Below are 21,396 nucleotides of genomic sequence, written 5' to 3'. Positions count from 1 at the left end.
GCTCCCCACCCCATGACGTACGAGACGAGGCCGACGGCCACCCCGCAGCCCAGGCGACCGTGGCCCGGCGACACGCCGGGCGACGCCACCGCGCCCGCCGGAGCCGACCCGGAGGCGCACGCGCCGCCCGGCCCGGCCGCGGCGGGGAACGGCGGCGCCGCCGCCCCACGTCCGCGTCGCAAGGAGCGGGACCCGTTCTTCGACAACGCGAAGTTCCTCGCGATCCTCCTCGTGGTGATGGGGCACTCGCTGGCCAACCTGCTCGACGTGCCGGTGGCCAAGGCGCTCTACATCTTCATCTACATGTTCCACATGCCGCTGTTCATCGTGATCACCGGCTACTTCTCGCGGAACTGGACGTTCGCGGGCGGCAAGGCGCGCAAGCTGATCACGAACGTCGGCGTCCCGTACGTCGTGTTCGAGACGGCGTACTCGCTGTACGACTGGCTCGTCGGACGGCACAACCTGGAGATCAGCCTCCTGGACCCGTACTTCCTGACGTGGTTCCTGTGCGCGCTGTTCTTCTGGCGGCTGTCCACGCCGGTGTGGCAGCAGATCCGCTGGCCGCTGGCCGTCGCGCTCGTGTTCTCGCTGCTGTCCTACATGAGCCACCTCGGCAGCACGTTCGACATCCACCGCGTGATCGGGCTGCTGCCGTTCTACGTCCTCGGCCTGATGCTGAAGCCCGACCATTTCGAGCTGCTGAAGAGGCCGCAGGCGCGGATCATCGGCGCGGTCACGATGCTCGGCGGGCTCGCCGCCGCGTGGGTCGCCAAGGACCACATGAACCATTCATGGGTCTACTGGAAGAATCCGAACGACTTTTTCGGCGTCGACAACGTCGCCGGGACGGCGATGCGGCTGGCCATGTTCGCGGCGGCCGTCGTTCTCGTCGCGGCGTTCCTTTCACTCGTCCCGAAACGGCGGACGTGGTTCACCGGGCTCGGCGCGACGACCCTCTACGCCTATCTGCTGCACGGCTTCGTCACGCGACTGCTGCAGTTCACCGGCTGGTGGGGCGAGCCGTGGATGCACACCGTCCCGGGGACGTTCGCGGTGCTCGCCGGGGCGCTGATCGTCGGGACGCTCCTGTGCTCCACCCCGGTCGTCCGGCTGATGAGCTGGGCACTGGAACCCAAGATGACCTGGGCGTTCACCGGCCTGCGCCGGCCCGCGCTGACCACGCGCACCGCGCGGCACGCCGCGCCCGCCGCGGACCGGGAGCCGGTCGGCTCGGGAGCGCCGCGGCCGTGACGGCCACCCCGGTCCATGTCGGACATCCACCGGACGGACGGGAACCTGGTCGTCAGTCCTCGATGGCCGCTTAGTCACAAGTCGGCGACAACGCCGAAGTCCGCTTCCGGACAACCGCTAGCATCGACAGTGTTCCGAGAACCCCCGTGCAGCAGGCAGTGGGCGCCGCATGCCGGAGTGCGTGAACGGATTTGAGGTTCGCGCGCTCCGCCTCCGGGGAGGCACCTCGGCACGAAGAAAGGACAGCTCCATATGGCGACATTCACGCTCGATGACGTTCGGCAACGAACGTATAAGGCGCGTGACGCGTGGTGGACGGTACTGCTGGTCGATCCGCTCGCCTCCCGGCTCGTCCGCTTCACCGCCAACCGCACCCGGATCACCCCGAACCAGCTCACGGTCGGCGCGCTGCTGCTCGGGCTCGGCGCGGGCGCGTGCTTCGCGGTCGCGACAGGGCCGTACCTGCTGATCGGCGCCCTGCTGTACCACCTGTCGTTCACGCTCGACTGCATGGACGGCAAGATCGCGCGGCTCAAGGGCACCGGGTCGATCTTCGGGGCGTGGCTCGACTACATCTTCGACCGCGTCCGCGTCCTCGCCTGCGCCTGCGCGCTGATGGGCGGCCAGTACGGCCGGACGGGCAACGTCGCGTACCTGTGGGCGGCGGTCGGGGTCGTGTTCCTCGACATGCTCCGCTACATGGACGCGCTGGAGATCTACAAGGTCCGCAACCAGATGCGCGGCAAGATGCGGGCGGCGCAGGAGGAGGCGGCCGAGCTGGAGCTGGCCGTCCGGCGGCGGCGCGGCGAGGAGGCCCCGGCGAGCACGCTGCAGGACGCCTTCCAGTCCGCCGCGCTCCAGCCCGACCCCGAGGCCGACATGGAGGAGCGGGTCGTCGGCGACAACCCGAACGCCGCCCTCCAGCAGGGCTTCAACAAGCGCTTCCCCTGGTACGCGCGCATCCGCAACGCGCTGCTGCGCGGCCGGATCCGCCCGCACCTGATCAGCGGCATCGAGTTCCAGATGGGCGTCTTCATCGTCGCCCCGCTGATCGCGGCGGCGCTTCCCGGCGCGATCATCCCCGTCTCGGCGGTGTCCGCGGTCGGCATGCTGACGTTCGAGCTGATCATCATCTACAAGTTCTGGCTGTCCACCAAGGACTACGGCCGGTCGATGGGCAAGCTGGAGCACCGCATCGCCGACGCCCGCGCCGAGCTTCCGCTGGACGAAGGCACCCCGGTGGCCAGCACGAGCTGACCCACCACCCCGAAGACGCCCGGCCCCTCCACGAGGGACCGGGCGTCTTCACGTTCACCGTCCGGCCTGCTCGGCGAGTTCGTCCGGCTTCGGTTCGGGTGCCTCAGCGGTGATGTGCTCGGCGGTGACGGGGCGGGGTGCCTGGAACAGGGCGAGGCCGAGGGCCAGGCAGGCGAACGGGACGGCGGGCAGGACGTAGCGGTGGTCGAAGTCGGCCGTCGCGGCGGGGACGACCAGGAGGGCCAGGCCCGTGCCCCACGGAAGCATCGGGACGCGGATCCAGTGGAGAAGGGCCGTGCGGTTGCGGCGGCGACCGGGGAGGCGCAGGCGGGTCAGGGGGACGGCCAGGCCGGCGAGGAATATGAGGCCGAGGAACGTTCCCGGCATGCGCACGTGCGCCTGGTAGGTCAGCATCCGGGCCGCCCACGGCTGGACGACGCGTGATTCCCCGCTGCCGTTCGGCGCGTACAGCTCGGCGGTGAGCATCCGGTCGTCCGTCCAGTTCTCGCCGCGCGGGAACTGGTAGGAGAGCTGTGTCCACGGCGTCGGGTAGAGCGGACGGCCCCAGGCGAAGCAGCGCATCGTGTCGCGGAAGACGACGTGGGCGTAGTCGCCGGGCTGGGCGAGGATGGCGCGGCGGGCGAACTCGCTCGCGAGCGCGTTGGCCTCCTTGTTCGTCACGCCGTCGGGGAACTGGTGGAACGGGGACGTGTCCGTCCACATCACCTGGTAGGCGGGCGCGATGCGCGGGTCGGTGAGGTGAGGGCACAGGACGGCGAGTCGCGCGTCCGGCTTGATCACCGAGCAGTCGGCGAAGGACGCGACCCGGCCGTAGAGGAAGATCCCGTTCGTCTCGGTCATCGCGAACGAGCCGTGGACGGACTGGAACCAGAACATGTAGCCGGCGACCGGCGCGGCGAACGCGGCCACGGCGGCGACCACCGGGCGCCAGCCCGCGCGGCGCAGCACGAGCGCGAGGACCATCAGGGCGATGAACGGGAGCCCGAGCGTCCGGGTGACGGCCGCACCGCCGAGCAGGAGGCCCGCGAGCAGGCCCGCCCACCACGGCGTCCGCCGCCGCCACAGGACGAGGACGAACGCGCTCATCAGCAGGAACGTGAAGCACGTCTCGGCGAAGAGCCCGTGTTCGAGCGAGACCTCGAACGTCGGCAGCAGGAACGGGACGGTCAGGGCGGCGGCGAGCAGGCCCGGCAGCCAGCGCCGCCACGAAAGCCGCCCGAAGCCGTCCGCCAAGGGGAACCGGCGCCGTCCCGCCCGCCACAGCAGCGCGTAGACCATCACGCCGGTGAGCAGCCCCAGCACGTGCTGGACGGCGACGACGAACGTCAGGTCGTGGACGGGCCGCAACAGCCACAGGAAAATCGAGTACCCGCTCGGCCGGATCGCGTTCGGATGCAGCGCGGCGCCGTCGTGCAGATAGTCGATCGAGTCGCCGAACCAGAGCGGGCCTGGATAGCCGAGGACGGCCACGACGCGGATCGCGGCGGCGGCCGCGAGCACGACCGCGAACGGCAGATGCGCGGCGGCGAGGCGCCCCGACGCGGCGGCGCACCGCAGGGCGCGCCCCCGAACCGCGCGCGCCGTGTCGGACCCGGGGAGAATGCGCGGCATCACCCCTGCGAGCCTACCCAGGCGGACGGCCGAAGGGGTCCGTCACAGCGAACGGCATGCGAGAACGTACTTCCCGGACACGGTTCGCCGGTCGAATCCCGCCAGACCGCCCGGCTTCAGCGGCGGCGACGTGTGCCACGCCAGCACGCACGCGACGTGGTAGCGCTCGGCGATGCGCTGCCGTTCCTGCGCGGTGGTGCGCTCGCGGAAGAACGCCTTGGCGTCGCGGGTCCGCTCATCCTCGTTCACGAACGGGTACGGCCAGCCGGGCTGCACACTGTAGGCGCCGCGCGCGTTCACGACCCGCCGCGCCCACGGCCGCGTGGTGATGACGACGCTGCCCGGCCGGATCAGCGGCACGAGCGCGTCGTAGGGGCTGTGCGAGTCGCGGACGTTCCACTTCTTCGCCACGGCCGCGTCCACATGGCCGAGCCGGACGAGCCCACCGACGTTCGCCACGACCCCGACCACGCAGAACAGCAGCGCCGCCAGCCCGTACCCGATCCGGACGGCCACCTTCCGCGACGCCGTGCCCAGCCGGATCGCGAGCGCGGCGTGCAGCGGCAGCAGCACGACGGGGATCACGCGTCCGAACCCGTAGTTCCCGAGCACGAGCACGCCCACGACCAGCACGAACACCGCTGTGAGGAACAGCGCCTGAAGTTCGCGGCCGAGCGCGCGCCGTCCAGCGAGAGCGAGCGCGGGCACGCAGACGGCGGCGAGGCCGTAACCGGGCAGCCCCCAGTCGCGCGTGATGTCCTCGATGAGCGGACGGTGGATGTCGGAGAACTCGCCCGACGCACCGAGCAGCGTCGTAATGTCCGACCACGGCCACAGCAGCACCGCGAGCCCCGCGACGACCGTTGCGAGCAGCAGCCAGCGCGCCGAGCGCCAGGTCGTCAGCGCGGCGCGGAGCCGGTGCGGACGGCACACCGCGAACGCCGCCAGCCCGATCATCGTGTTGACCGCCGTGAACGGGTGGACCAGCACGACAAGGAAGCCGAGGACTCCGATCAGCGCAGGCCGCCGCCATCCCGCCGGACGGTCCAGCCAGGTCAGCGCCGCGTCCCAGGTGAACAGCATCAGCGCGGTCGCGAGCGTGCTCGGGTAGCTGAGCGTCCACGACAGCGAGTACAGGTCGAGGAAGCCGCTCCAGTCGCGCGGCTCTGTCCCCCACAACAGGAGCCAGAACACCACGGTCAGGACGGCCGGGAACGCCCCCGCGCGACGGCCCACGAACCGCCAGACGCCCGCGAGCAGCAGCACGACGTTGACGACACCGGAGATCTCCAGCAGTGTCCGCGCGGCGACGCCGTGCCCGGCGAGTGCCAGGAACACCATGTACGGCGAGTAGTACGGGCTGCCGTCGGCCGCGCCGACCATCGGGTCGCGCGGATGCCACGGCTCCCGCTGCAGCGCCTCGATCGTCGCCAGGTGCAGCCGGAAGTCGCCCGCCCACTGGTGCCGGAGCGTCACCCCGACGGCCCAGAGCACCATCAGCCCGGCGAGCACGGCGTACGGGCCGCGCCACCACGGCACGGCCCGCACGTCCGGTTCGCCGGGTCCCGCCGGAGCCCGGTCCCGCGTGACCGTCCCCGTCCGACCCGTGGTTCGTTCCCCCGTCACGCCCGTCAGGCTATCCCCGTGTCATCGTCTCCCGGGCGGGGAGCGGCGCGGCCGGGGCGGACGGTCCCGCGGCGAGCAGTTCCGTCCACTGCCGGCAGACCTCGTCCAGGCCGTAGGCCGCGACGACCTGCTCGCGGGCGAACGCGCGGTCGGCCTCCCACGTCCCGCCGGCGACGGACGCGCTGATCGCCGCCGCCATCGACGGTGTGTCCGGATGGATCCAGCGCTCGTCGTAGATCGTGTCGGCGCCCGGCCAGTTCCGCACGACCGGCACCGCGCCCGACGCCATGCCCTCGGCGGGCGCGAGGTGGAAGCTCTCGTCGTCGCTGGTGGACAGGACGAACCCGATCCGCCGCAGCCACGCCGCCACGTCCCGGCCGTAGGAGTCGAACACGACCCCGCCCGACAGCAGCGGCGAGCGGCGGATCCGGCGGAACACCTTCTCGTAGTGGGCGCGCTCGTCCGGCTTGCGCCAGATCCACCAGTAGTCCCACGGGAGCTTGGACTTCACGAACAGCGTGAAGCGCGGGTCGTCGCGGCGCAGCTCCTCCACCACGTCCAGCGCGAGGTCGAGGCGCTTGCGGGACGGCGCGATGCCGATGACGCCGAGGTGGTGCTCGGCGCCGAGCAGCTTCGGCCGGTCGAGCTGGGTGTCGTCCACCCAGTTCGGGATGACGGTCACCTTCTCGGGCGGCCAGCCGGTGCGCGACAGCGTCAGGTCGCGGTAGTGCGGGCTGACGCAGATGACCTGGTCGACGGCGTCGATGTCGAGCTGGCCGGGCCAGTCCGCGTACAGCTCGAACCGGTGGAGCCGGACGACGAGCCGCTGCCCGGGCCGCTTGCGCTCGGCGTACCAGAGCGCGTTCGGGCCGCACCACTCGCAGATGATGACGTCCGCCCAGTCCAGCAGGGCTTCGCCGCGCTCGGCGTCGTGGGCCTTCAGCGCGGACCAGTGGTCGACCTGGATCTCCATGTCCGGCCGGGACTTGAAGTAGTCCATCAGCCGGGTGAAGAACTTCAGGTCGTGGCTGGCGACGCCGACGCGCAGCTTGCGTCCGGCGGGCGCGGCGCCGAGGACGGCCTCCGACGGCTCCGGGAACACCTGCCGGACGTAGGAGCGCAGCCGCGCGACGGCCGCGTCGAGCGTGTACTCGTCGGCGGCGGCGCGGCACCGGCGCGCGGCGAGCGCGTGGATCTGCGGGTCGGCGCGGACGGCGGCGAGTACCTCGACGACGTCGTCCTCGGTCGCGACGAACAGGGGGTAGTCCGCGCCGAACAGCCGCTCGTGCATCGGCGTCCGGTTGACGACGACCGGCACGCCGAGCAGGCCGCACTCCAGCAGCTTGGTGGACAACTCCAGGCCCGCGTCCAGCTCGGGGTGCCGCCAGGACAGGCCGATGTCGCAGCTCGCGGTGATCCGCATCGCCTCGGCGCGCGGGTGCCCGCCGTGCCGGACGACGCCGGGCGCGGACGCCAGCGCGTTCTCCATCCGGTCGGCGTAGGACGGGTCGTCCGGGTCGTCGTGGATCTTGTCGCCGACCATGTGGACCTCGGCCTCGACGCCGCGCTCGGCGAGCCGCGCGGGCAGCCGCGTCATCTCCAGCGTGTTCCAGCGCGGCGCGAACTTGCCGGTGTAGACGAGCCGCAGCGGCCGGTCGCCGATGGGGGCGCCGTCCTGGGCCGGGACGAGCCGGTCGGGCAGCACCGCGACGGGCGGGAACAGCACGCTCTTGCCCGCCGTCGCCGGGACGGCCGTCTCCAGGAAGCCGCGCAGTTCCTCGGTCTGGCACAGCAGCAGCCGGGACGCGTCGGCGATCCGGCCCAGCTCGGCGGCCTTGACGGGCGACATCTCCGGCGCGGACTGCGGGATGTCGGTGAGGTAGGTCCACAGCCGTCCGGCGAGCGGGCCAGCGGCGAGCTTGGCGGCGATGCGGTGGCCGCGCACGACGACGAGGTCGAACGGCGCGGCGGCATCGAGTTCGGCGAGGACCCCGGCGGCCCAGCGCGGCGGCATCGGGATCTTCGCCGGAATGCGGCCCTCGGCGTGCGGGCTGTGGATCGTCACGCCGGGCAGGGCGCGCAGCGGGTCGACGAGCCGTCCGGTGCGGATCGGCGCCTTGAGGACGAACGTCACCTCGCATCCGGCGCGGGCGAGCGCCTGCACCATGCCCTGTGCCCAGACGGCGGAACCGTCGATGAGGTTCAGATCGACGTCGCCGTAGACGAGGGCGCGTGGTCGCACGGGGTCTCCTCCCGATCGGGGTCGTAGGCGGCGAGCTGCTCGGGGCTCGTGAGGACGGCGTCCCAGTCGAGGACGGCCAGAGCGGGCGGAGGGTTCTCTCCGAACAAGACGATCGGGATGTTGCGGCCGCGGGCCGCGCGGCGCAGGTCGTGCAGCGCGCGGTCGCGGTCGAACTGGCCGGGCACGCCCAGGTAGGCCCAGGGGCCGCCGGGCGCGCCGGCGCCGGTGTCCACCAGGAGCACGTCCAGGTCGGCGTCGGCGAGGACGACCCGTCCGTCGTGCGGATACACCGGGACGATCCGGGAGTGTTCGGCGAGCACGGCGGCCGTGTCGGGGGCGAGGACGCCCGCGACGATCGGGCCGCGCACCGGACCGTGCAGCGGCCCGGCGACGAGCAGCCGGTCCTCGGCGCGGGCCGGCTCCTCGAACCGGGCGCCGCCGCTGCGCGTGCCGTTGCCGCTGCTCTGGACGGGCTCGTGCCGCTCCTTCCACAGCCGGAACAGCTCGCGGGGCAGCTTGGCGCCGCGCTTCTTCGGGGCGCGCGCCGCGTTCGCCACGATCCGCCCGAAGCGGTACGTCGTGGAGCCCTCCAGCGCGGCGAGCCGCCGCTCCAGTTCCGTCAGGCGCTGCTCGCGGTCGCGCAGGGCGGCGCGCAGCCGCGCCGCCCTGTGCCGTTCGCGGGCCGCGACGACGGCCGGGTCTTCGGGCGGTTCGGGCTGGTCAGCCACGGGTGAACTCCATGATCACGTCGGCGATGCGGGGGCCGGCCTGGCCGTCCCAGAGCGGCGGGGTGCGCAGCGGGCCCGTCGCGTCCGCCGGACGCCCGGCGGCGAGCGCCTTGCGGGCCTCGGGGACGAGTTCGGCCGGGGCGACGAGCCGGTTGGTGCCGTGCGAGATCGTGATCGGCCGCTCGGTGTTGGGCCGGACGGTCAGGCACGGGACGCCGAGGATCGTCGTCTCCTCCTGGAGGCCGCCGGAGTCGGTGACGACGGCGGCGGCGCCGCGCACGGCGGCGAGGAAGTCCAGGTAGCCGAGCGGCTCGCGGACGTGCAGCCGGGGGTGCCGGTCCAGCCCGGCGGCCAGCAGCGCGGCCCGGCCGCGCGGGTGGACGGGGATGACCACGTCGGCGAGGTCGGCGACGCCGTGCAGGTGGCCGACCAGTTCGGCGGCGGTGGCCGGGTCGTCCACGTTGGCGGGCCGGTGCATCGTCGCGAGGACGTAGCGCTCCGGCAGGTCGTACTCGGCGCGGGCGCGCTCGGTGTCGAACCGGTCCAGGTTCGCGAGCAGCGTGTCAATCATCGGGTTGCCGACGAGGTGGATCCGGTCCACCGGGACGCCCTCGTTGGCCAGGTGCCCGATCGCCTCCGGGCTCGTGACCAGGCAGAGGTCGGCGAGCTGGTCGGTGAGCCGCCGGTTGACCTCCTCGGGCATCGTCATGTCGAAGCTGCGCAGGCCCGCCTCGACGTGCGCGACCGGGATGTGGAGCTTGGCCGCCGCGAGCGCCGCCGCGACGGTCGAGTTGACGTCGCCGTACACGACGACCAGGCGCGGCGCGCGGGCGACGAACTGCTCCTCCAGCCCGACCAGCAGCGCCGCCGTCTGGGCCGCGTGCCCGCCGGAGCCGACGCCGAGGTTGACGTCCGGCTCGGGCAGCCCCAGCTCGGTGAAGAAGATCTCCGACATGCGCTCGTCGTAGTGCTGGCCGGTGTGGACGACGGCCTGCGCCGCGCCCCGCCCGTCCAGCGCCCGCACGACCGGGGCGGCCTTGACGAAATTGGGCCGCGCCCCGAGGACGTGCAGGACGGTTCCGCCGTCGCGTGCCCCACTACCGTTCTGAGCCATCAACCGTTCCTCGAAGTCGTCTGGAATTCCCCCGGTCATCGTAAGTGATGCCATCGGGCACTAGAGAATCCACCTAACGCGACGTGACGAGAACGTGAACAAGGGGGGAAATGAGGAGGCCGGTTGGCCTCCCCCGGATCGGGTGATCTAACGTCCAGAAGAGGACACCGGAAATATCGGGGGCGTCTGCGACCCCGAACACGCGAAGGGAGAGACCCGATGGATCTCGTGGTCGTCGGGCTCGGATACGTCGGTCTGCCGCTGGTGCGCGAGGCGAGCGCGGCGGGGCTGACGACGGGGGGCCTGGAGCGGAACGAGGCGGTCGCGGCGGGGTTGCGGGCGGGGCGGTCGCACGTCGACGACGTCAGCGAGGCCGACATCGCGGCGATGCTCGCGGCGGGATTCACGCCGACGACGGACGAATCGGTGCTCGACGGGGCGCGCACCATCGTGATCTGCGTGCCGACGCCGCTGTCTCCGGACGGCGGCCCGGACCTGTCGGCGGTGCGGGGCGCGGCGGAGACCGTCGCCGAGCACCTGTCGCCGGGCGCGCTGGTCGTGCTGGAGTCCACGACGTACCCGGGCACGACCGACGAGGTCGTCCGCCCGATCCTGGAGAAGTCCGGCCTTTCGGCGGGCACCGACTTCCACCTGGCGTTCTCGCCGGAGCGCATCGACCCGGGCAACGCGGTCTACGGCGTCCGCAACACCCCGAAGATCGTCGGGGGGCTCACGCCGGACTGCGCCGCCGCCGCGGCGGCCTTCTACGGCCGGTTCGTGGACACGGTCGTGCAGGCCAAGGGCACGCGCGAGGCCGAGATGGCCAAGCTGCTGGAGAACACGTACCGGCACGTCAACATCGCCCTGGTCAACGAGATGGCGGTGTTCTGCCACGAACTGGGCATCGACCTGTGGGACGCCATCGACTGCGCCGCCACCAAGCCGTTCGGATTCCAGGCATTCCGCCCTGGACCGGGTGTCGGCGGGCACTGCATCCCGATCGACCCGAACTACCTGTCGTACAAGGTCCGCTCGCTGGGCTACCCGTTCCGGTTCGTGGAGCTGGCGCAGGAGATCAACGACCGCATGCCGCGCTACGTCGCCGAACGCGCGCAGCACCTGCTCAACGACGAGGGACGCGCGATCAACGGCGCCCGGATCCTGCTGCTCGGCGTGACGTACAAGGCCGACATCGCCGACCAGCGCGAGTCCCCGGCCCGTCCGGTGGCGCGCCGGCTCGCCCGCCTGGGCGCCGACCTGGTCTTCCACGACCCCTACGTCACCGACTGGGAGGTCGACGGGGCGTCCGTGCCGCGCGTCGAGCTGGACGAGGGCCTGGCCACGGCCGACCTCGCGATCGTCATCGCCGACCACCGCGAGTACACGCCGGAACTCCTGGCCTCGGCGCGGCAGCTCTTCGACACGCGGGGCCGCACTCGCGGCCTTTCCGCGCCGACGGTGGAAATGTTGTGACCGCGATGTCTTCAAACGTCGTCCACCCGGCGGACACCCGCTCTTTGCGCTTTATTTCCGCGCGAACAGAAGAGTCCGCTCCAAGGGATGACGGAAACTTTTCCGGAGTGAGGCAATTGCGGGTCTGTGTTTGCACGGTCGTGCATCACCCCGAGGACGCCAGAATTCTTCACCGGCAGATCCGGGCGTTGCTCGACGCGGGCCATGAGGTCACCTACATCGCGCCGTTCCGCGCCTGCCACGTCACGCCGTGGCGGCAGATCAGCCCGGTGGACGTGCCGCGCGCGACGGGGCGCAAGCGGTTCGCCGCGGTGCGCGCGGCCCACCGCGCGCTCGCCGAGCACGCCGCCTACGCCGACGTGGTGCTGCTGCACGACCCGGAACTGCTCGTCGGGCTGCCGCGCTCGGTGCGCCGCCGGACGGTCGTCTGGGACGTCCACGAGGACCTGCCCGCCGCGCTCGCCGGCAAGGGCTGGGTGCCCGGGCCGCTCGTGCCGCTGCTGCGGCCCGCCGTCCGGCGCGTGGAGCTGCGCGCCGAGCGGCGGCACGAGCTCCTGCTCGCCGAGGAGGCGTACCAGGACCGGTTCCGCGAGCGGCACCCGCTCGTCCCGAACACGACGTACGTGCCGGAGGTGCCGCCCGCGCCGCCCGGCGAGGGACGCGTCGTCTACGTCGGGCAGCTCTCGGTCGCGCGCGGCGGGCTCGACATGATCGCCGCCGCCCGGCTGCTCGCGCCCGAGGGCGTCACGGTCGAGCTGATCGGCGCGGCCGACCCGGACGTGCGGCCCGCGCTGCGCGACGCCCAGCGCGCCGGGGTGCTGCGCTGGTACGGGTTCGTCCCGAACGACCGGGCGCTGCGGATCGCCGAGGGCGCCACGGCCGGGCTCGCCCTGCTGCACGACGGCCCGAACCACCGGCACTCGATGCCCACCAAGGTCATCGAGTACATGGCGCGCGGGCTGCCCGTCGTCACGACGCCGAACCCGGCCGCCGCCAAGCTCGTCGAGGAGGCCGGCGCGGGGTTCGTCGTGCCCTACGGCGACCCGGAGGCCGTCGCGGACGCCGTCCGCAAGCTCCACAACGACGCCGAACTGCGCGCCGACCTCGGCAAACGCGGCCACGAGACCGCGCTCGCCCGCTACCACTGGCCGATCCAGGCGGAGTCGTTCGTCGCGCACCTGGAGAGCTGGGCCGCGCGCACCGCGACGTCCGCCGCCCCGATCGTCCCCGAAACGCCCCAGCCCGGCACCCAGGCAGGCGCCATCTGACCCACCCGCGCCACGCCGGACGCCAGCGGCACGGCCCGCCCTCACGCCTGAGCGCGCTCGGCCGTCGCGGAAGGCGGAGCGGGGCCGACCTGCGCGCGGTCATGACCAGCCCACCAGCTACGCCGGGCAGACGGAGGGCAGCCTGACCTACGCGCGGTTACGACCAGCGCACCGGTTGCGGCGGGCAGACGGAGGGCGGCCTGACTTGCGCGCGGTCGCGACCAGCGCACCGGTTACAGCAGGCAGACGGAGGGCGGCCCTGACCTGCGCGCGGTCACGACCAGCGCACCGGTTACGGCGGGCAGACGGAAGGCGGCCTGGCCTGCGCGCGGTTGTGATCGACGCGTTCGGCCGTTTGGGGAGGCGGCGTGCGGGGGTCGCGCAGGGTGTCGCGGCGTTCGACGGACGTGCGGGTGCTGCTGGTGAGTGTGGTCAGCGTGTGCGGGGGTTGGTCAGGGCGGTTCCCGTGGTCGGGTGGGCGGACGGCTTCGGGGTGTCGAGGGCGCGTAGGCGGGCGGCCACCGCGCGGGCCAGGCGTACTGCCGCGCCTTGGGGGCGGGAGGCTTGGACGACGACGACCGTCCGGTCCACGCGGAGTGCGACCGTGCCCGTCATCGCGCCCAGTTCGTAAGCCTCGTCCGCGCCCACGTCGCCGCGTCGCCGGGCCTGTGCCTGCACGGACTGGAGCGCGTCCAGCAGACCGGACGCGGCGCCGCCGTCCGGCGCCACCCAGCGCACCGACACCACGAGCGGGCTCTCGCCCCAGCCACCGGCGGGCGCGTTGCGGCGCGGTTCGTCCGGCGTGTAGACGCACGAGATCGGCCGCGGCAGCTTCACCGCGCCGACCGCGACCCGTTTGCGCGCCGTCGTGTGCGCGGGCATCCGCGCCGCCGCCAGCTCGGCCTTGGTGAGCAGCGCGCACGCGTCCGGCCAGTCGCGCGGCGGGACGCCGCCCAGCTCCGGCGGGCCGGGACGGTCCGGACCGCCACGCAGCGCCACCAGCCGCGCCGCGCCCGTCGGCCGGGGCGCCGCCTCGGGCACCGCCGCGTACAGCAGGCCGCCCGCCGCAGCCAGCCAGGGCCGCGCGCCGTCCAGCGCCGGGTCCAGGACGAACGGCGCGGGCACCGACCGGACCGTCCCGTCACCGGGCGCCACCACGTCGATCCCGGCGGGCAGCAGCGCGTCGGCGAGCCGGGGCCGCAGCGCGTAGACCGTGCCGCCCGCCGCCGCGAGCGCCGCGTAGGCGGGCGCGGCCCGGTCCCACCGGACGCGCCCGGACCGCGTGTCGACCGCCGCGATCCGCGCGCGGCGGGCGCCGTCCTCGCCCGGATCCGGCTGGTAGGCGACGACGAGCGCGTCCCGTCCGGACGGTACCGCCGGGCACATTCCGTCCCCGCACACATCGCCGTCCCAGTGGGCGAGTTCGGCGCCGTCCACGGAGAACGCCCGGAGCGCCGTGCCGTCGGCCGCGAGGACAGTCCCGCCGCGCACCGCGACCGCCGGGGCCTCCCCCGCCGCCAGCGTCCGCCGCCACCGCTCCCGGCCCGTCGCCGGGTCCAGGACGAGCAGCCGCGCTCCCCCGGCGCAGTCCAGCGCGACCGCGATCGTCGACTCATCGGCGTCGGCGGCCTGCGCGGCGTCGGCGAACAGCCGGCAGCCGGCGGGCACCGGGAGCCGCCAGCGCCGCTCCCCGTCGGCCGCCGACCGGCCGTAGAGCGTCGCGCGGTCGTCGGCGGCCGTCAGGACGATCCCGGACCCGGCCGGCCAGCGCAGCGTCGCCCGCGCCGCCGACGCCGGACGGTCGCCCGTCCGCCGCCACAGCACCCCGCCCGACAACGCGTCGAACCCGACGGTCTGCCGGTCGGCGCGGTGCCCGTCGCTCTCGAACGCCGCGACGATCCGCGTCCCGGTGGACGCCCACGCGACGAGCGTCCACCCGACCCGGCGGTAGCTCCAGCGGGCCGCGCCGGTGCGGGCGTCGCGCACGTCCAGGCCGCGGCCGGACGCCGCGACCGCCTGGCCGAGCGCGACCGCGTACGCGACCGTCCCGGCGGCCCCGGGCCGCACCCGCTCGGACCGCTCCCAGCTCACCGCTAGCGGTCCGGGCGGCGGCCCGACCGGGCGCTGCACCGCGACGGGCGTGTCGCTGACGGTGTGCCGCACCTGCCACCACTCGGCGCCGAGGACGAACCGGTTCACGACGGCGGCGGTCGCGGCGGTGGCGGCGACGAGGGCGAGGAGCCCGGCGAGCAGGCGGCGGCGTCCCACCGGCCGAGGGGACCGGCGCACCGCCACGTCCGCCGCCTCCCTCCCGTACCGTTGCCGCGAGAACACCCCTCCACCCTGCCCTGTGCGCGCGCCCGGCGCGACACAACCCCGACCAGTACGGACCAATCCATGCAGAACTTCACGTCCTGGCGGACCTGGGGCGAGGCCCGCGCCGCCCTCCCGGACCCGGCCGCGCTGGACGACGCCGCCGACGCCGCCCTCGCCTGGCACGGCGACCAGACCCGTCCGACCGGCGTCCCCTACGGCGAGCACCTGCTGGAGGCGCTGGAGGCGCAGGTGCGGGGCGCGGGCGTCACCGACCCCGGCGTGCTCGCCGCGACGCTGCTGCACGATGTGGTGGAGGACACGTCCGCGACGGTCGCCGACGTGGAGGCCCGCTTCGGCCCCGACGTCGCCGAGCTGGTCGACTGGGTCACCAAGCCCCCGGCGGGCGGCGCCGGGCGGCAGGCCAAACGCGCCGCGAAGGCCGCCTACCTGCGGCGGCTGCGGGACGCGCCGTGGCGGGCCGTGCAGGTGAAGCTCGCCGACCGGATCAGCAACGTCCAGCGGCTCGACCAGATGCCGCCCGACTTCCAGCGCCGCTACTACGCCGAGACCGTGACGTACGTCATGCCCCTCGCGCCCCCGGACTCCTGGTACGCGGGCTGGTACGCCGAGTGGTCCCGGCAGTACGCTCACCTCCGCTGACGAGGGAGGCGCCGTGGAACGCGAGTGGGTGGCCGAGGAGAGCGTCGTCGTGCGGGCGGAGCCCCGGGCGGTGTACGCGGCCGTCGCCGATCCCCGCCGGATGCCCGGCTGGAGTCCCGAGCTGTTCGCCGTCTGGATCCGCGCCAAGGGACGCAAGTTCGTCGGGTTCAACCGCATCGGCTGGCGCGTGTGGTTCACCGACAGCCACGTGACCGTCGCCGAGCCCGGCCGCAACTACGCGTTCCGCGTGACGAGCTTCGGGATCCCCGTCGCGCTGTGGGGCTTCCGGATCGAGGACATCGGCGACGGGTCCGTCCGGCTCGCCCAGTACTGGGAGGACCTGCGGCGCGACCACCGGGGCTCCGGGTTCGTCTCGGTGCTCGGCCGCCTCTTCACCGGCGTGGACGCCCCCGACCGCGCCGCGCACAACCGGGCGGGCATGCGGGCCACGCTCGCGCGGATCAAGACCGCCGTGGAACGCGCCGCCTGACGCTCGGCGCCCACCGAATAAGCTTGCTCCTCACGTCTTTTCGCCAAGGAGCAGCCCGCCATGCCGTCGCCGGTCAAGGACCAGGAGATCGCCGCCGAGCAGCGGTACGTCGACCGGGCGTACGCGCGGCTGGAGGAGATGCGCGCGGAGGCGCAGGCCCTCCTGCGGGAGGGCTACCGGCAGTCGCTCGCCGGGACCAAGGGGTCCCTGGTGGACCGGGACGCGATGGTCCACCAGGCCGCGCTGCGCGCCCAGGCCCTCGACATCGCCGACGACGGCCTGGTCTTCGGCCGCCTCGACCTCGCCCGGACCCGATCAACCGATCCCGACCTGCCTCTCGGCCCACAAGAGGACGCGGTACGGATCGAGAACGGCCGCGAGGTCCGCTACATCGGGCGGATCGGCGTCCGGACGGGCGAGCACGACTCCCTCGTCATCGACTGGCGCGCCCCCGCCGCCGAGGACTTCTACCGCGCCACCCCCGAGGACCCGCGCGGCGTGATCCGGCGGCGCGTCCTGCACTCGCGCGGCCACAGCGTCGTGGACCTGGAGGACGACCTCCTCGACCCCGACGCCGCCGACGACCTGACGATCGTCGGCGACGGCGCGTTCCTGGCGTCGCTGGCCCGCACCCGCGAGGGCGCGATGCGCGACATCGTCGCGACGATCCAGCGCGAGCAGGACGAGGTCATCCGCGCCCCCGTCGACGGGACCGTGCTCGTCCGGGGCGCCCCCGGAACCGGGAAGACGGCCGTGGCGCTGCACCGCGTCGCCTACCTGCTGTTCCGGCACCGCCGCCGGTTCGGGTCGCGGGGCGTGCTCGTCGTCGGCCCGAACCGCCGGTTCACGGCCTACATCGAGCGCGTGCTACCGTCGCTCGGCGAGGGCTCGGCGTCGCTGCGGTCCCTCGGCGACCTCGTGCCCGGCGTCACCGCGACCGTGCACGACACCCCCGAGCTCGCGCGCGTGAAGGGCGCCGAGACCATGATCCCGCTGCTGCGCCGCGCCGTCGCGGACCCGGCGCCGGACGCGCCCGCCGAGCTGCGCGTCGTCTACCGGGGCATCGTCGTCGCGCTGGACCGCGACCGGCTCGACCGGCTCCGCGCCGACCTGCACCGCCGCAACCGGGGCGCGGTGAACGGCGCCCGCGGACGGGTCGCTGGCGCGCTGCTGGACGCCCTGTGGCAGGTGTTCTGCGACGCCGGGGGCCGCCGTGCCGCCGAGGAGGCCGCGCAGGAGGACGGCTCGGCGGTGTGGGGCGCGCTGCTCGCCGCCGAGGGCCTCGGGGAGATCGACGCGCCGTCCGAGCGGGGCGGCGCGCGGCCCGCCGCCGGGAGCCGCGGCGACTTCGACGCGCGCGTGCGGGGGCAGCGGGCGTTCACCGACTTCCTCGTCGCGTGGTGGCCGATCCGGCGTCCGGTGGACGTCCTCGCCGCGCTCGGCGACGCCGGCCGGCTGCGCCGCGTGGCGGGCCGCGAGGTGGACCGTCCGCTCGTCGCGCCGCTCGCCGCGTCCTGGGCGGACCTGCCCGACCGCGCCAGCTACCAGGACGTCGCACTGCTGGACGAGCTGGACGCGCTGCTCGGCCCGCCGCCCCGGCCCGTGCGCCGCCCGGCCGACGAGGACGACCCGTTCGTCGTGGACGGCGTCAACATCCTCACCGGCCAGGAGGTCGCCGCCGACGACGACGCCGACCCCGAGTTCCGCGAGGTCACCAGCTCGATCGAGCGGCTGGAACGCGCCCGCCGGGTGGACGACGGCGTGGTCGAGGAGCGTCCCGAGTACGGCCACATCGTCGTGGACGAGGCGCAGGACCTGTCCCCGATGCAGTGGCGGATGCTCGGCCGCCGGGGCCGCCAGGCGAGCTGGACCGTCGTGGAGGACCCGGCGCAGTCGGCCTGGGAGGACCTGGACGCCGCCCGGCAGGCGATGGAGGCCGCGCTCGGCGGCGGCACGGCCGGCAAGGCGCGCCGGGGCCGCAAGCCGCGCCGCGACGAGACCCGCCGCACCCGCCACGAGTACGAGCTGACCACCAACTACCGCAACTCGACGGAGATCGCGGCGGTGTCGGCGCGGGTGCTCGCGCTGGCGCTGCCCGAGGCCCGTCCGGCGCGGGCCGTCCGCACGTCGGGCATCGCGCCGCGCATCCGGGTCGTCCCGGCCGGGGAGCTGGCGGCGGCCGTCCGCGCGTCGGCCGAGCGGCTGCTGGACGAGGTGGACGGCACGATCGGCGTCATCGTCCCCCTGCCCGACGGCGAGGACTGGACCGAGGAGGTCCGCGCCCGGCTCGCCGAGGGATTGCCCGAGCGCGTCCAGGTGCTGGACGTCCTGGAGGCCAAGGGCCTGGAGTTCGACGCCGCCGTGATCGCCGCCCCGGAGACCGTCGCCGCGCAGTCCCCGCGTGGCCTGCGCGTCCTCTACGTGGCGGTGTCGCGGGCGACGCAGCGGCTGGACGTCCTCACCGCCGAGGACGCCTGGGCGGACCGCCTCAGATGATCGGGGGACGGCCGGTGCGGGTCATCCGCCAGGCCGTCTTCCACGAGATCGGCCGACGCGGCCCGGCGGGCTTGCGCCAGCCCTCGGCGAACCCGGCGAACCACGGCTTCAGGGCGCTCGGCCGCCGTTCGCGGAGCACGGTCATCGCGACCCAGATCGTCAGGTACGTCAGCGCCAGCGGCCACGGCAGGTTGCGGCGCGCCAGCCACACCCGGTTGCGCGCGTTGTAGCGGTAGAACATCTCGTGCCGCGTCGGCAGGACGGACGGGTGGAACATCACCGCCGACGCGTCGTACACGATCCGGTAGCCCGCGTTGAGGATCTGCCAGGCGAGGTCGGTCTCCTCGTGGGCGTAGAAGAAGTCCTCGGGGAGGCCGCCGCCCGCGTCGAAGGCCGTCCGGCGGACCGCGCACGCGCCGCCGAGGAACGTCGTCGCCGCCGAGGAGCGCTCGGGGTCCCCGGCGCGCAGCCGGGGGACGTGCCGCCGCTCGCCCCGGCCGCCCTCGGGGTCGCGGACGCGGAACGACACGACGCCGAGCGTCGGGTCGGCGGCGAACCGGTCCCGCAGGTGCGCGCCGAGCCGCGTCGAGCGGTACCAGCCGTCGTCGTCCAGGAACAGGACCAGGTCGCCCGACGACGCCTCGACGCCCCGGTTGCGTCCCGCCGGGATCCCGACGTTCCTCGGCAGCCGGACGAGCACGACCCGCTTGTCCTCGAACACGTCGTCGTCGCCGGGGCGCCAGTCGCCCGGGACGCCCTGCCCGACGAGCACGACCTCGATCTCGACGTGCTCCTGGTCCAGCGCGCTGCGCACCGCGCGCGCCAGCTCGGCCGGCCGGTTGCCCATCGTCAGCACGACCACGCTCAACAGGCCGCTCGCACGGTCCGGGGGAGTGCCGATCTGGTCCTGCGGGGTCGTCAAAACGGGCCTTTCAGTTCAATCTCCGGGAGGCGAGAATGCTGACGAGGTGCAGCAGCGTCTGCAGGACCGCGACCACCGCGACGACCACGGCGAGGACCCGCATCGCGGCCGGGGTGTCGGTGCCGAGCACGACGTCCAGGGCCGCCGCCGCGAGGATCAGCAGCGACAGTTCCACCGCCCCGATGATGCGGTGGAACTTGAGCATCGACGCGGCCTGGCGGGCGAGCGCGATGCGCGTCGAGCGGGGCCGCAGCGCCCGGTCGCCGCCGGTGGGGTCGGCCGGCAGCCCGGACTTGGCGCGCGCGACCACGACGTTGTCGGTCTCGGCCTTGATCAGCGCCGCGCCGAGCGCCGCGAGCAGCCCGAGTTCGACGTAGCCGCCGGTCGTCCAGTCGCCCTGGGCGGCGAACCCGAGCCCGGTGAGCAGCGCGACCTCGGACAGGTAGTGGCCGATGCGGTCGAGGTACACGCCACCGACCGACGTCCGCCGCAGGTAGCGGGCGACCTCGCCGTCCACGCAGTCGAGCAGCAGGTAGAGCTGGATCAGGACGGCCCCGCCGAGCGCCGTCCACAGCGCCGCCGTGCCCGTGGCGGGCAGCGACACGACGAACCCGGCGAGCACGCCGCTGACGATCATCATGTAGGTGAGCTGGTTCGGGGAGAACCCGACGCGCAGCGCCGCCCACGCGAAGTACGGCGACAGCGACCGCATATAGATGCGCCCGGCCCAGTGCTCCTCGTTGCGGCGGTCCTTCAGGCCCGGCGGCTGCCCGTGCCGGCGGACGTCGGCGACCTTGGCCGTCCGGCGGGACGGGCGCTCGTCCGGAGCCGCCTCGCGGTCAGCCTCCATGCGCCTGGACATACTCTTCCACCGCCTTGCGCGTCGCAGCCTCGTCGAGGTCGAGATGCTCCAAGATCGTATAGCGGCCGGGGCGGGTGCGCGGGGCGTACCGGACGGCCGCCGTGAACTCCTCGGCGGTGAGGCCGACGTCCTCGGGCAGCTTCGGCAGGCCGTGCCGGTCCAGGCAGGCGATGATGTCGGCGAGGCGGTCCGCGCCGTCGCCGAGGTGCGTCGCGCGCAGGTGGTAGCAGAACGCCGCGCCGATCCCCGCCAGCTCGCCGTGGTTGGCCGTGCCGGGGTAGAGCCGGTCGATCGCGTGCAGGATCTCGTGGTCGCCGCCGGACGCGGGCCGCGAGTCGCCCGCGAACGACATCGCCAGCCCCGACAGGACCAGGCCCTCGGCGAGGACGGTCAGGAAGCGGTCGGAGTCGATGGTCCCGGGCTGGTGCAGCAGCGCCTCGGCGGCGGTCCGCGCGACGGTCAGCGCCATCCGGTCGATCTGCTCGCCCACGTTCTCGGCCGCGAGCAGCCAGTCCTCCACGGCGGACAGGTTGCTGACGACGTCCCCGATCCCGGCCCGGACGAGCCGGGGCGGCGCCGCGTGGACGTAGTCGAGGTCCACGACCATCGCGAGCGGCATGACGACGCCGAACGACCCCTTGCCCTTCTCGTGGGTGAGGGACGCGACCGGCGAGCAGATCCCGTCGTGGGACAGGTTCGTCGCGACCGACACCATCGGGATGCCCGACAGGGTCGCGGCGTACTTGGTGGCGTCGATGGTGCGCCCGCCGCCGATCCCGACGACGGCCTCGTACGACCCGGCGCGCAGCTTGGAGCCGAGCGCGACGGCCGCGTCGACCGTCCCGCTCTCCACCTGGAAGACCTCGCAGGTGGAGAGCGACGCGCGAACGTCGTCGGCGATCTTCTCGCCCTGGCCGGGGCCGACCGCGATGGCGACGCGGCCCTCGGTGGCGATGCGGCGGTCGGCGAGCAGCTCACCGAGGCCGACCACGGCGCCGCGCCGGACGTCGATGGACAGCGGCGCGGTGAGCATCCGTGTCAGCAGGGGCATGGGCC

General features: G+C 73.8%; 16 protein-coding genes. 7 read left to right on the top strand and 9 right to left on the bottom strand.

Annotated elements, in window-relative coordinates; translation table 11 throughout:
• The first annotated feature begins 12 nt into the window (after positions 1–12).
• Entirely contained in the window at positions 13–1,254 is a 1,242-nt protein-coding gene (locus BTM25_RS06715; protein WP_103561833.1) for an acyltransferase family protein, read from the top strand.
• 252 nt (positions 1,255–1,506) lie between these two features.
• Positions 1,507–2,511 (top strand): CDP-alcohol phosphatidyltransferase family protein, encoded by a 1,005-nt coding sequence (locus BTM25_RS06710; protein WP_168212029.1) that lies wholly within the window; start codon positions 1,507–1,509, stop codon positions 2,509–2,511.
• Between the two features lie 54 nt (positions 2,512–2,565).
• Here BTM25_RS06710 and BTM25_RS06705 read toward each other — a convergent pair whose 3' ends face one another.
• Genes BTM25_RS06705 through wecB form a run of 5 tightly spaced genes read right to left on the bottom strand, consistent with a single transcriptional unit; the run spans position 2,566 to position 9,853 of the window.
• Positions 2,566–4,143 (bottom strand): hypothetical protein, encoded by a 1,578-nt coding sequence (locus tag BTM25_RS06705; protein ID WP_205647979.1) that lies wholly within the window; start codon positions 4,141–4,143, stop codon positions 2,566–2,568.
• A 42-nt stretch (positions 4,144–4,185) separates the two neighbouring features.
• Positions 4,186–5,769 (bottom strand): hypothetical protein, encoded by a 1,584-nt coding sequence (locus tag BTM25_RS06700; RefSeq protein ID WP_146058987.1) that lies wholly within the window; start codon positions 5,767–5,769, stop codon positions 4,186–4,188.
• Positions 5,770–5,779: 10 nt separating this feature from the next.
• A complete protein-coding gene (locus BTM25_RS06695; protein WP_205647978.1) occupies positions 5,780–8,011 on the bottom strand; it encodes a glycosyltransferase in 2,232 nt (743 codons plus the stop codon).
• Positions 7,972–8,739: a hypothetical protein gene (locus BTM25_RS06690; RefSeq protein WP_103561831.1), complete on the bottom strand. Its 768-nt coding sequence runs from the start codon at positions 8,737–8,739 to the stop codon at positions 7,972–7,974. The genes BTM25_RS06695 and BTM25_RS06690 overlap by 40 nt, the downstream gene beginning before the upstream one ends.
• Positions 8,732–9,853 (bottom strand): non-hydrolyzing UDP-N-acetylglucosamine 2-epimerase, encoded by a 1,122-nt coding sequence (wecB, locus tag BTM25_RS06685; RefSeq protein ID WP_103561830.1) that lies wholly within the window; start codon positions 9,851–9,853, stop codon positions 8,732–8,734. Before wecB ends, BTM25_RS06690 begins: the two co-directional genes overlap by 8 nt.
• A gap of 219 nt (positions 9,854–10,072) precedes the next feature.
• Here wecB and BTM25_RS06680 point away from each other — a divergent pair, with 219 nt between their 5' ends.
• Both BTM25_RS06680 and BTM25_RS06675 read left to right on the top strand, forming a co-directional pair.
• Positions 10,073–11,326, top strand: a complete 1,254-nt coding sequence (locus tag BTM25_RS06680) for a nucleotide sugar dehydrogenase (protein WP_103561829.1) — start codon at positions 10,073–10,075, stop codon at positions 11,324–11,326.
• Positions 11,327–11,442: 116 nt separating this feature from the next.
• Positions 11,443–12,594 carry a glycosyltransferase gene (locus BTM25_RS06675; protein WP_205648065.1) on the top strand — a complete coding sequence of 384 codons (1,152 nt, stop codon included), beginning with the start codon at positions 11,443–11,445 and terminating at the stop codon, positions 12,592–12,594.
• Positions 12,595–13,026: 432 nt separating this feature from the next.
• Here BTM25_RS06675 and BTM25_RS06670 read toward each other — a convergent pair whose 3' ends face one another.
• The gene (locus tag BTM25_RS06670; protein WP_168212028.1) at positions 13,027–14,862 is read right to left on the bottom strand and encodes an outer membrane protein assembly factor BamB family protein; all 1,836 of its coding nucleotides are present in this window, start codon (positions 14,860–14,862) and stop codon (positions 13,027–13,029) included.
• Between the two features lie 129 nt (positions 14,863–14,991).
• Here BTM25_RS06670 and BTM25_RS06665 point away from each other — a divergent pair, with 129 nt between their 5' ends.
• The 3 genes from BTM25_RS06665 to BTM25_RS06655 are packed head-to-tail and all read left to right on the top strand — an operon-like array spanning position 14,992 to position 18,556.
• Positions 14,992–15,570, top strand: a complete 579-nt coding sequence (locus tag BTM25_RS06665) for an HD domain-containing protein (protein ID WP_103562797.1) — start codon at positions 14,992–14,994, stop codon at positions 15,568–15,570.
• A gap of 13 nt (positions 15,571–15,583) precedes the next feature.
• Entirely contained in the window at positions 15,584–16,060 is a 477-nt protein-coding gene (locus BTM25_RS06660; protein WP_103561827.1) for an SRPBCC family protein, read from the top strand.
• A gap of 60 nt (positions 16,061–16,120) precedes the next feature.
• The gene (locus BTM25_RS06655; RefSeq protein WP_103561826.1) at positions 16,121–18,556 is read left to right on the top strand and encodes a HelD family protein; all 2,436 of its coding nucleotides are present in this window, start codon (positions 16,121–16,123) and stop codon (positions 18,554–18,556) included.
• Here BTM25_RS06655 and BTM25_RS06650 read toward each other — a convergent pair.
• The 3 genes from BTM25_RS06650 to BTM25_RS06640 form a co-directional block, all read right to left on the bottom strand.
• The gene (locus BTM25_RS06650) at positions 18,549–19,403 is read right to left on the bottom strand and encodes a glycosyltransferase family 2 protein (protein WP_103562796.1); all 855 of its coding nucleotides are present in this window, start codon (positions 19,401–19,403) and stop codon (positions 18,549–18,551) included. The genes BTM25_RS06655 and BTM25_RS06650 overlap by 8 nt on opposite strands.
• 85 nt (positions 19,404–19,488) lie before the next feature.
• On the bottom strand, positions 19,489–20,328 hold the full coding sequence (locus BTM25_RS06645; RefSeq protein ID WP_103561825.1) for a CDP-alcohol phosphatidyltransferase family protein: 840 nt from the start codon (positions 20,326–20,328) through the stop codon (positions 19,489–19,491).
• Positions 20,318–21,391, bottom strand: coding sequence for an iron-containing alcohol dehydrogenase family protein (locus BTM25_RS06640; RefSeq protein WP_103561824.1), 1,074 nt, complete (start codon positions 21,389–21,391; stop codon positions 20,318–20,320). Before BTM25_RS06640 ends, BTM25_RS06645 begins: the two co-directional genes overlap by 11 nt.
• Positions 21,392–21,396 lie beyond the last annotated feature (5 nt).

The sequence above is a fragment of the Actinomadura rubteroloni genome (assembly GCF_002911665.1).
GTDB lineage: Bacteria > Actinomycetota > Actinomycetes > Streptosporangiales > Streptosporangiaceae > Spirillospora > Spirillospora rubteroloni.
Note: the sequence above shows the minus strand (reverse complement) of the source record. Positions and strands in the feature narration are given on the sequence as shown.

What these genes read in the sequence shown, in the direction of transcription:
- BTM25_RS06715 (WP_103561833.1), top strand. Translation starts at nt 13, where the DNA reads ATGACGTACGAGACGAGGCCGACGGCCACCCCGCAGCCCAGGCGACCG.
- BTM25_RS06640 (WP_103561824.1), bottom strand. Translation starts at nt 21,391, where the DNA reads ATGCCCCTGCTGACACGGATGCTCACCGCGCCGCTGTCCATCGACGTC.
- BTM25_RS06710 (WP_168212029.1), top strand. Translation starts at nt 1,507, where the DNA reads ATGGCGACATTCACGCTCGATGACGTTCGGCAACGAACGTATAAGGCG.
- BTM25_RS06705 (WP_205647979.1), bottom strand. Translation starts at nt 4,143, where the DNA reads ATGCCGCGCATTCTCCCCGGGTCCGACACGGCGCGCGCGGTTCGGGGG.
- BTM25_RS06655 (WP_103561826.1), top strand. Translation starts at nt 16,121, where the DNA reads ATGCCGTCGCCGGTCAAGGACCAGGAGATCGCCGCCGAGCAGCGGTAC.
- BTM25_RS06680 (WP_103561829.1), top strand. Translation starts at nt 10,073, where the DNA reads ATGGATCTCGTGGTCGTCGGGCTCGGATACGTCGGTCTGCCGCTGGTG.
- BTM25_RS06645 (WP_103561825.1), bottom strand. Translation starts at nt 20,328, where the DNA reads ATGGAGGCTGACCGCGAGGCGGCTCCGGACGAGCGCCCGTCCCGCCGG.
- BTM25_RS06665 (WP_103562797.1), top strand. Translation starts at nt 14,992, where the DNA reads ATGCAGAACTTCACGTCCTGGCGGACCTGGGGCGAGGCCCGCGCCGCC.
- BTM25_RS06650 (WP_103562796.1), bottom strand. Translation starts at nt 19,403, where the DNA reads ATGGGCAACCGGCCGGCCGAGCTGGCGCGCGCGGTGCGCAGCGCGCTG.
- wecB (WP_103561830.1), bottom strand. Translation starts at nt 9,853, where the DNA reads ATGGCTCAGAACGGTAGTGGGGCACGCGACGGCGGAACCGTCCTGCAC.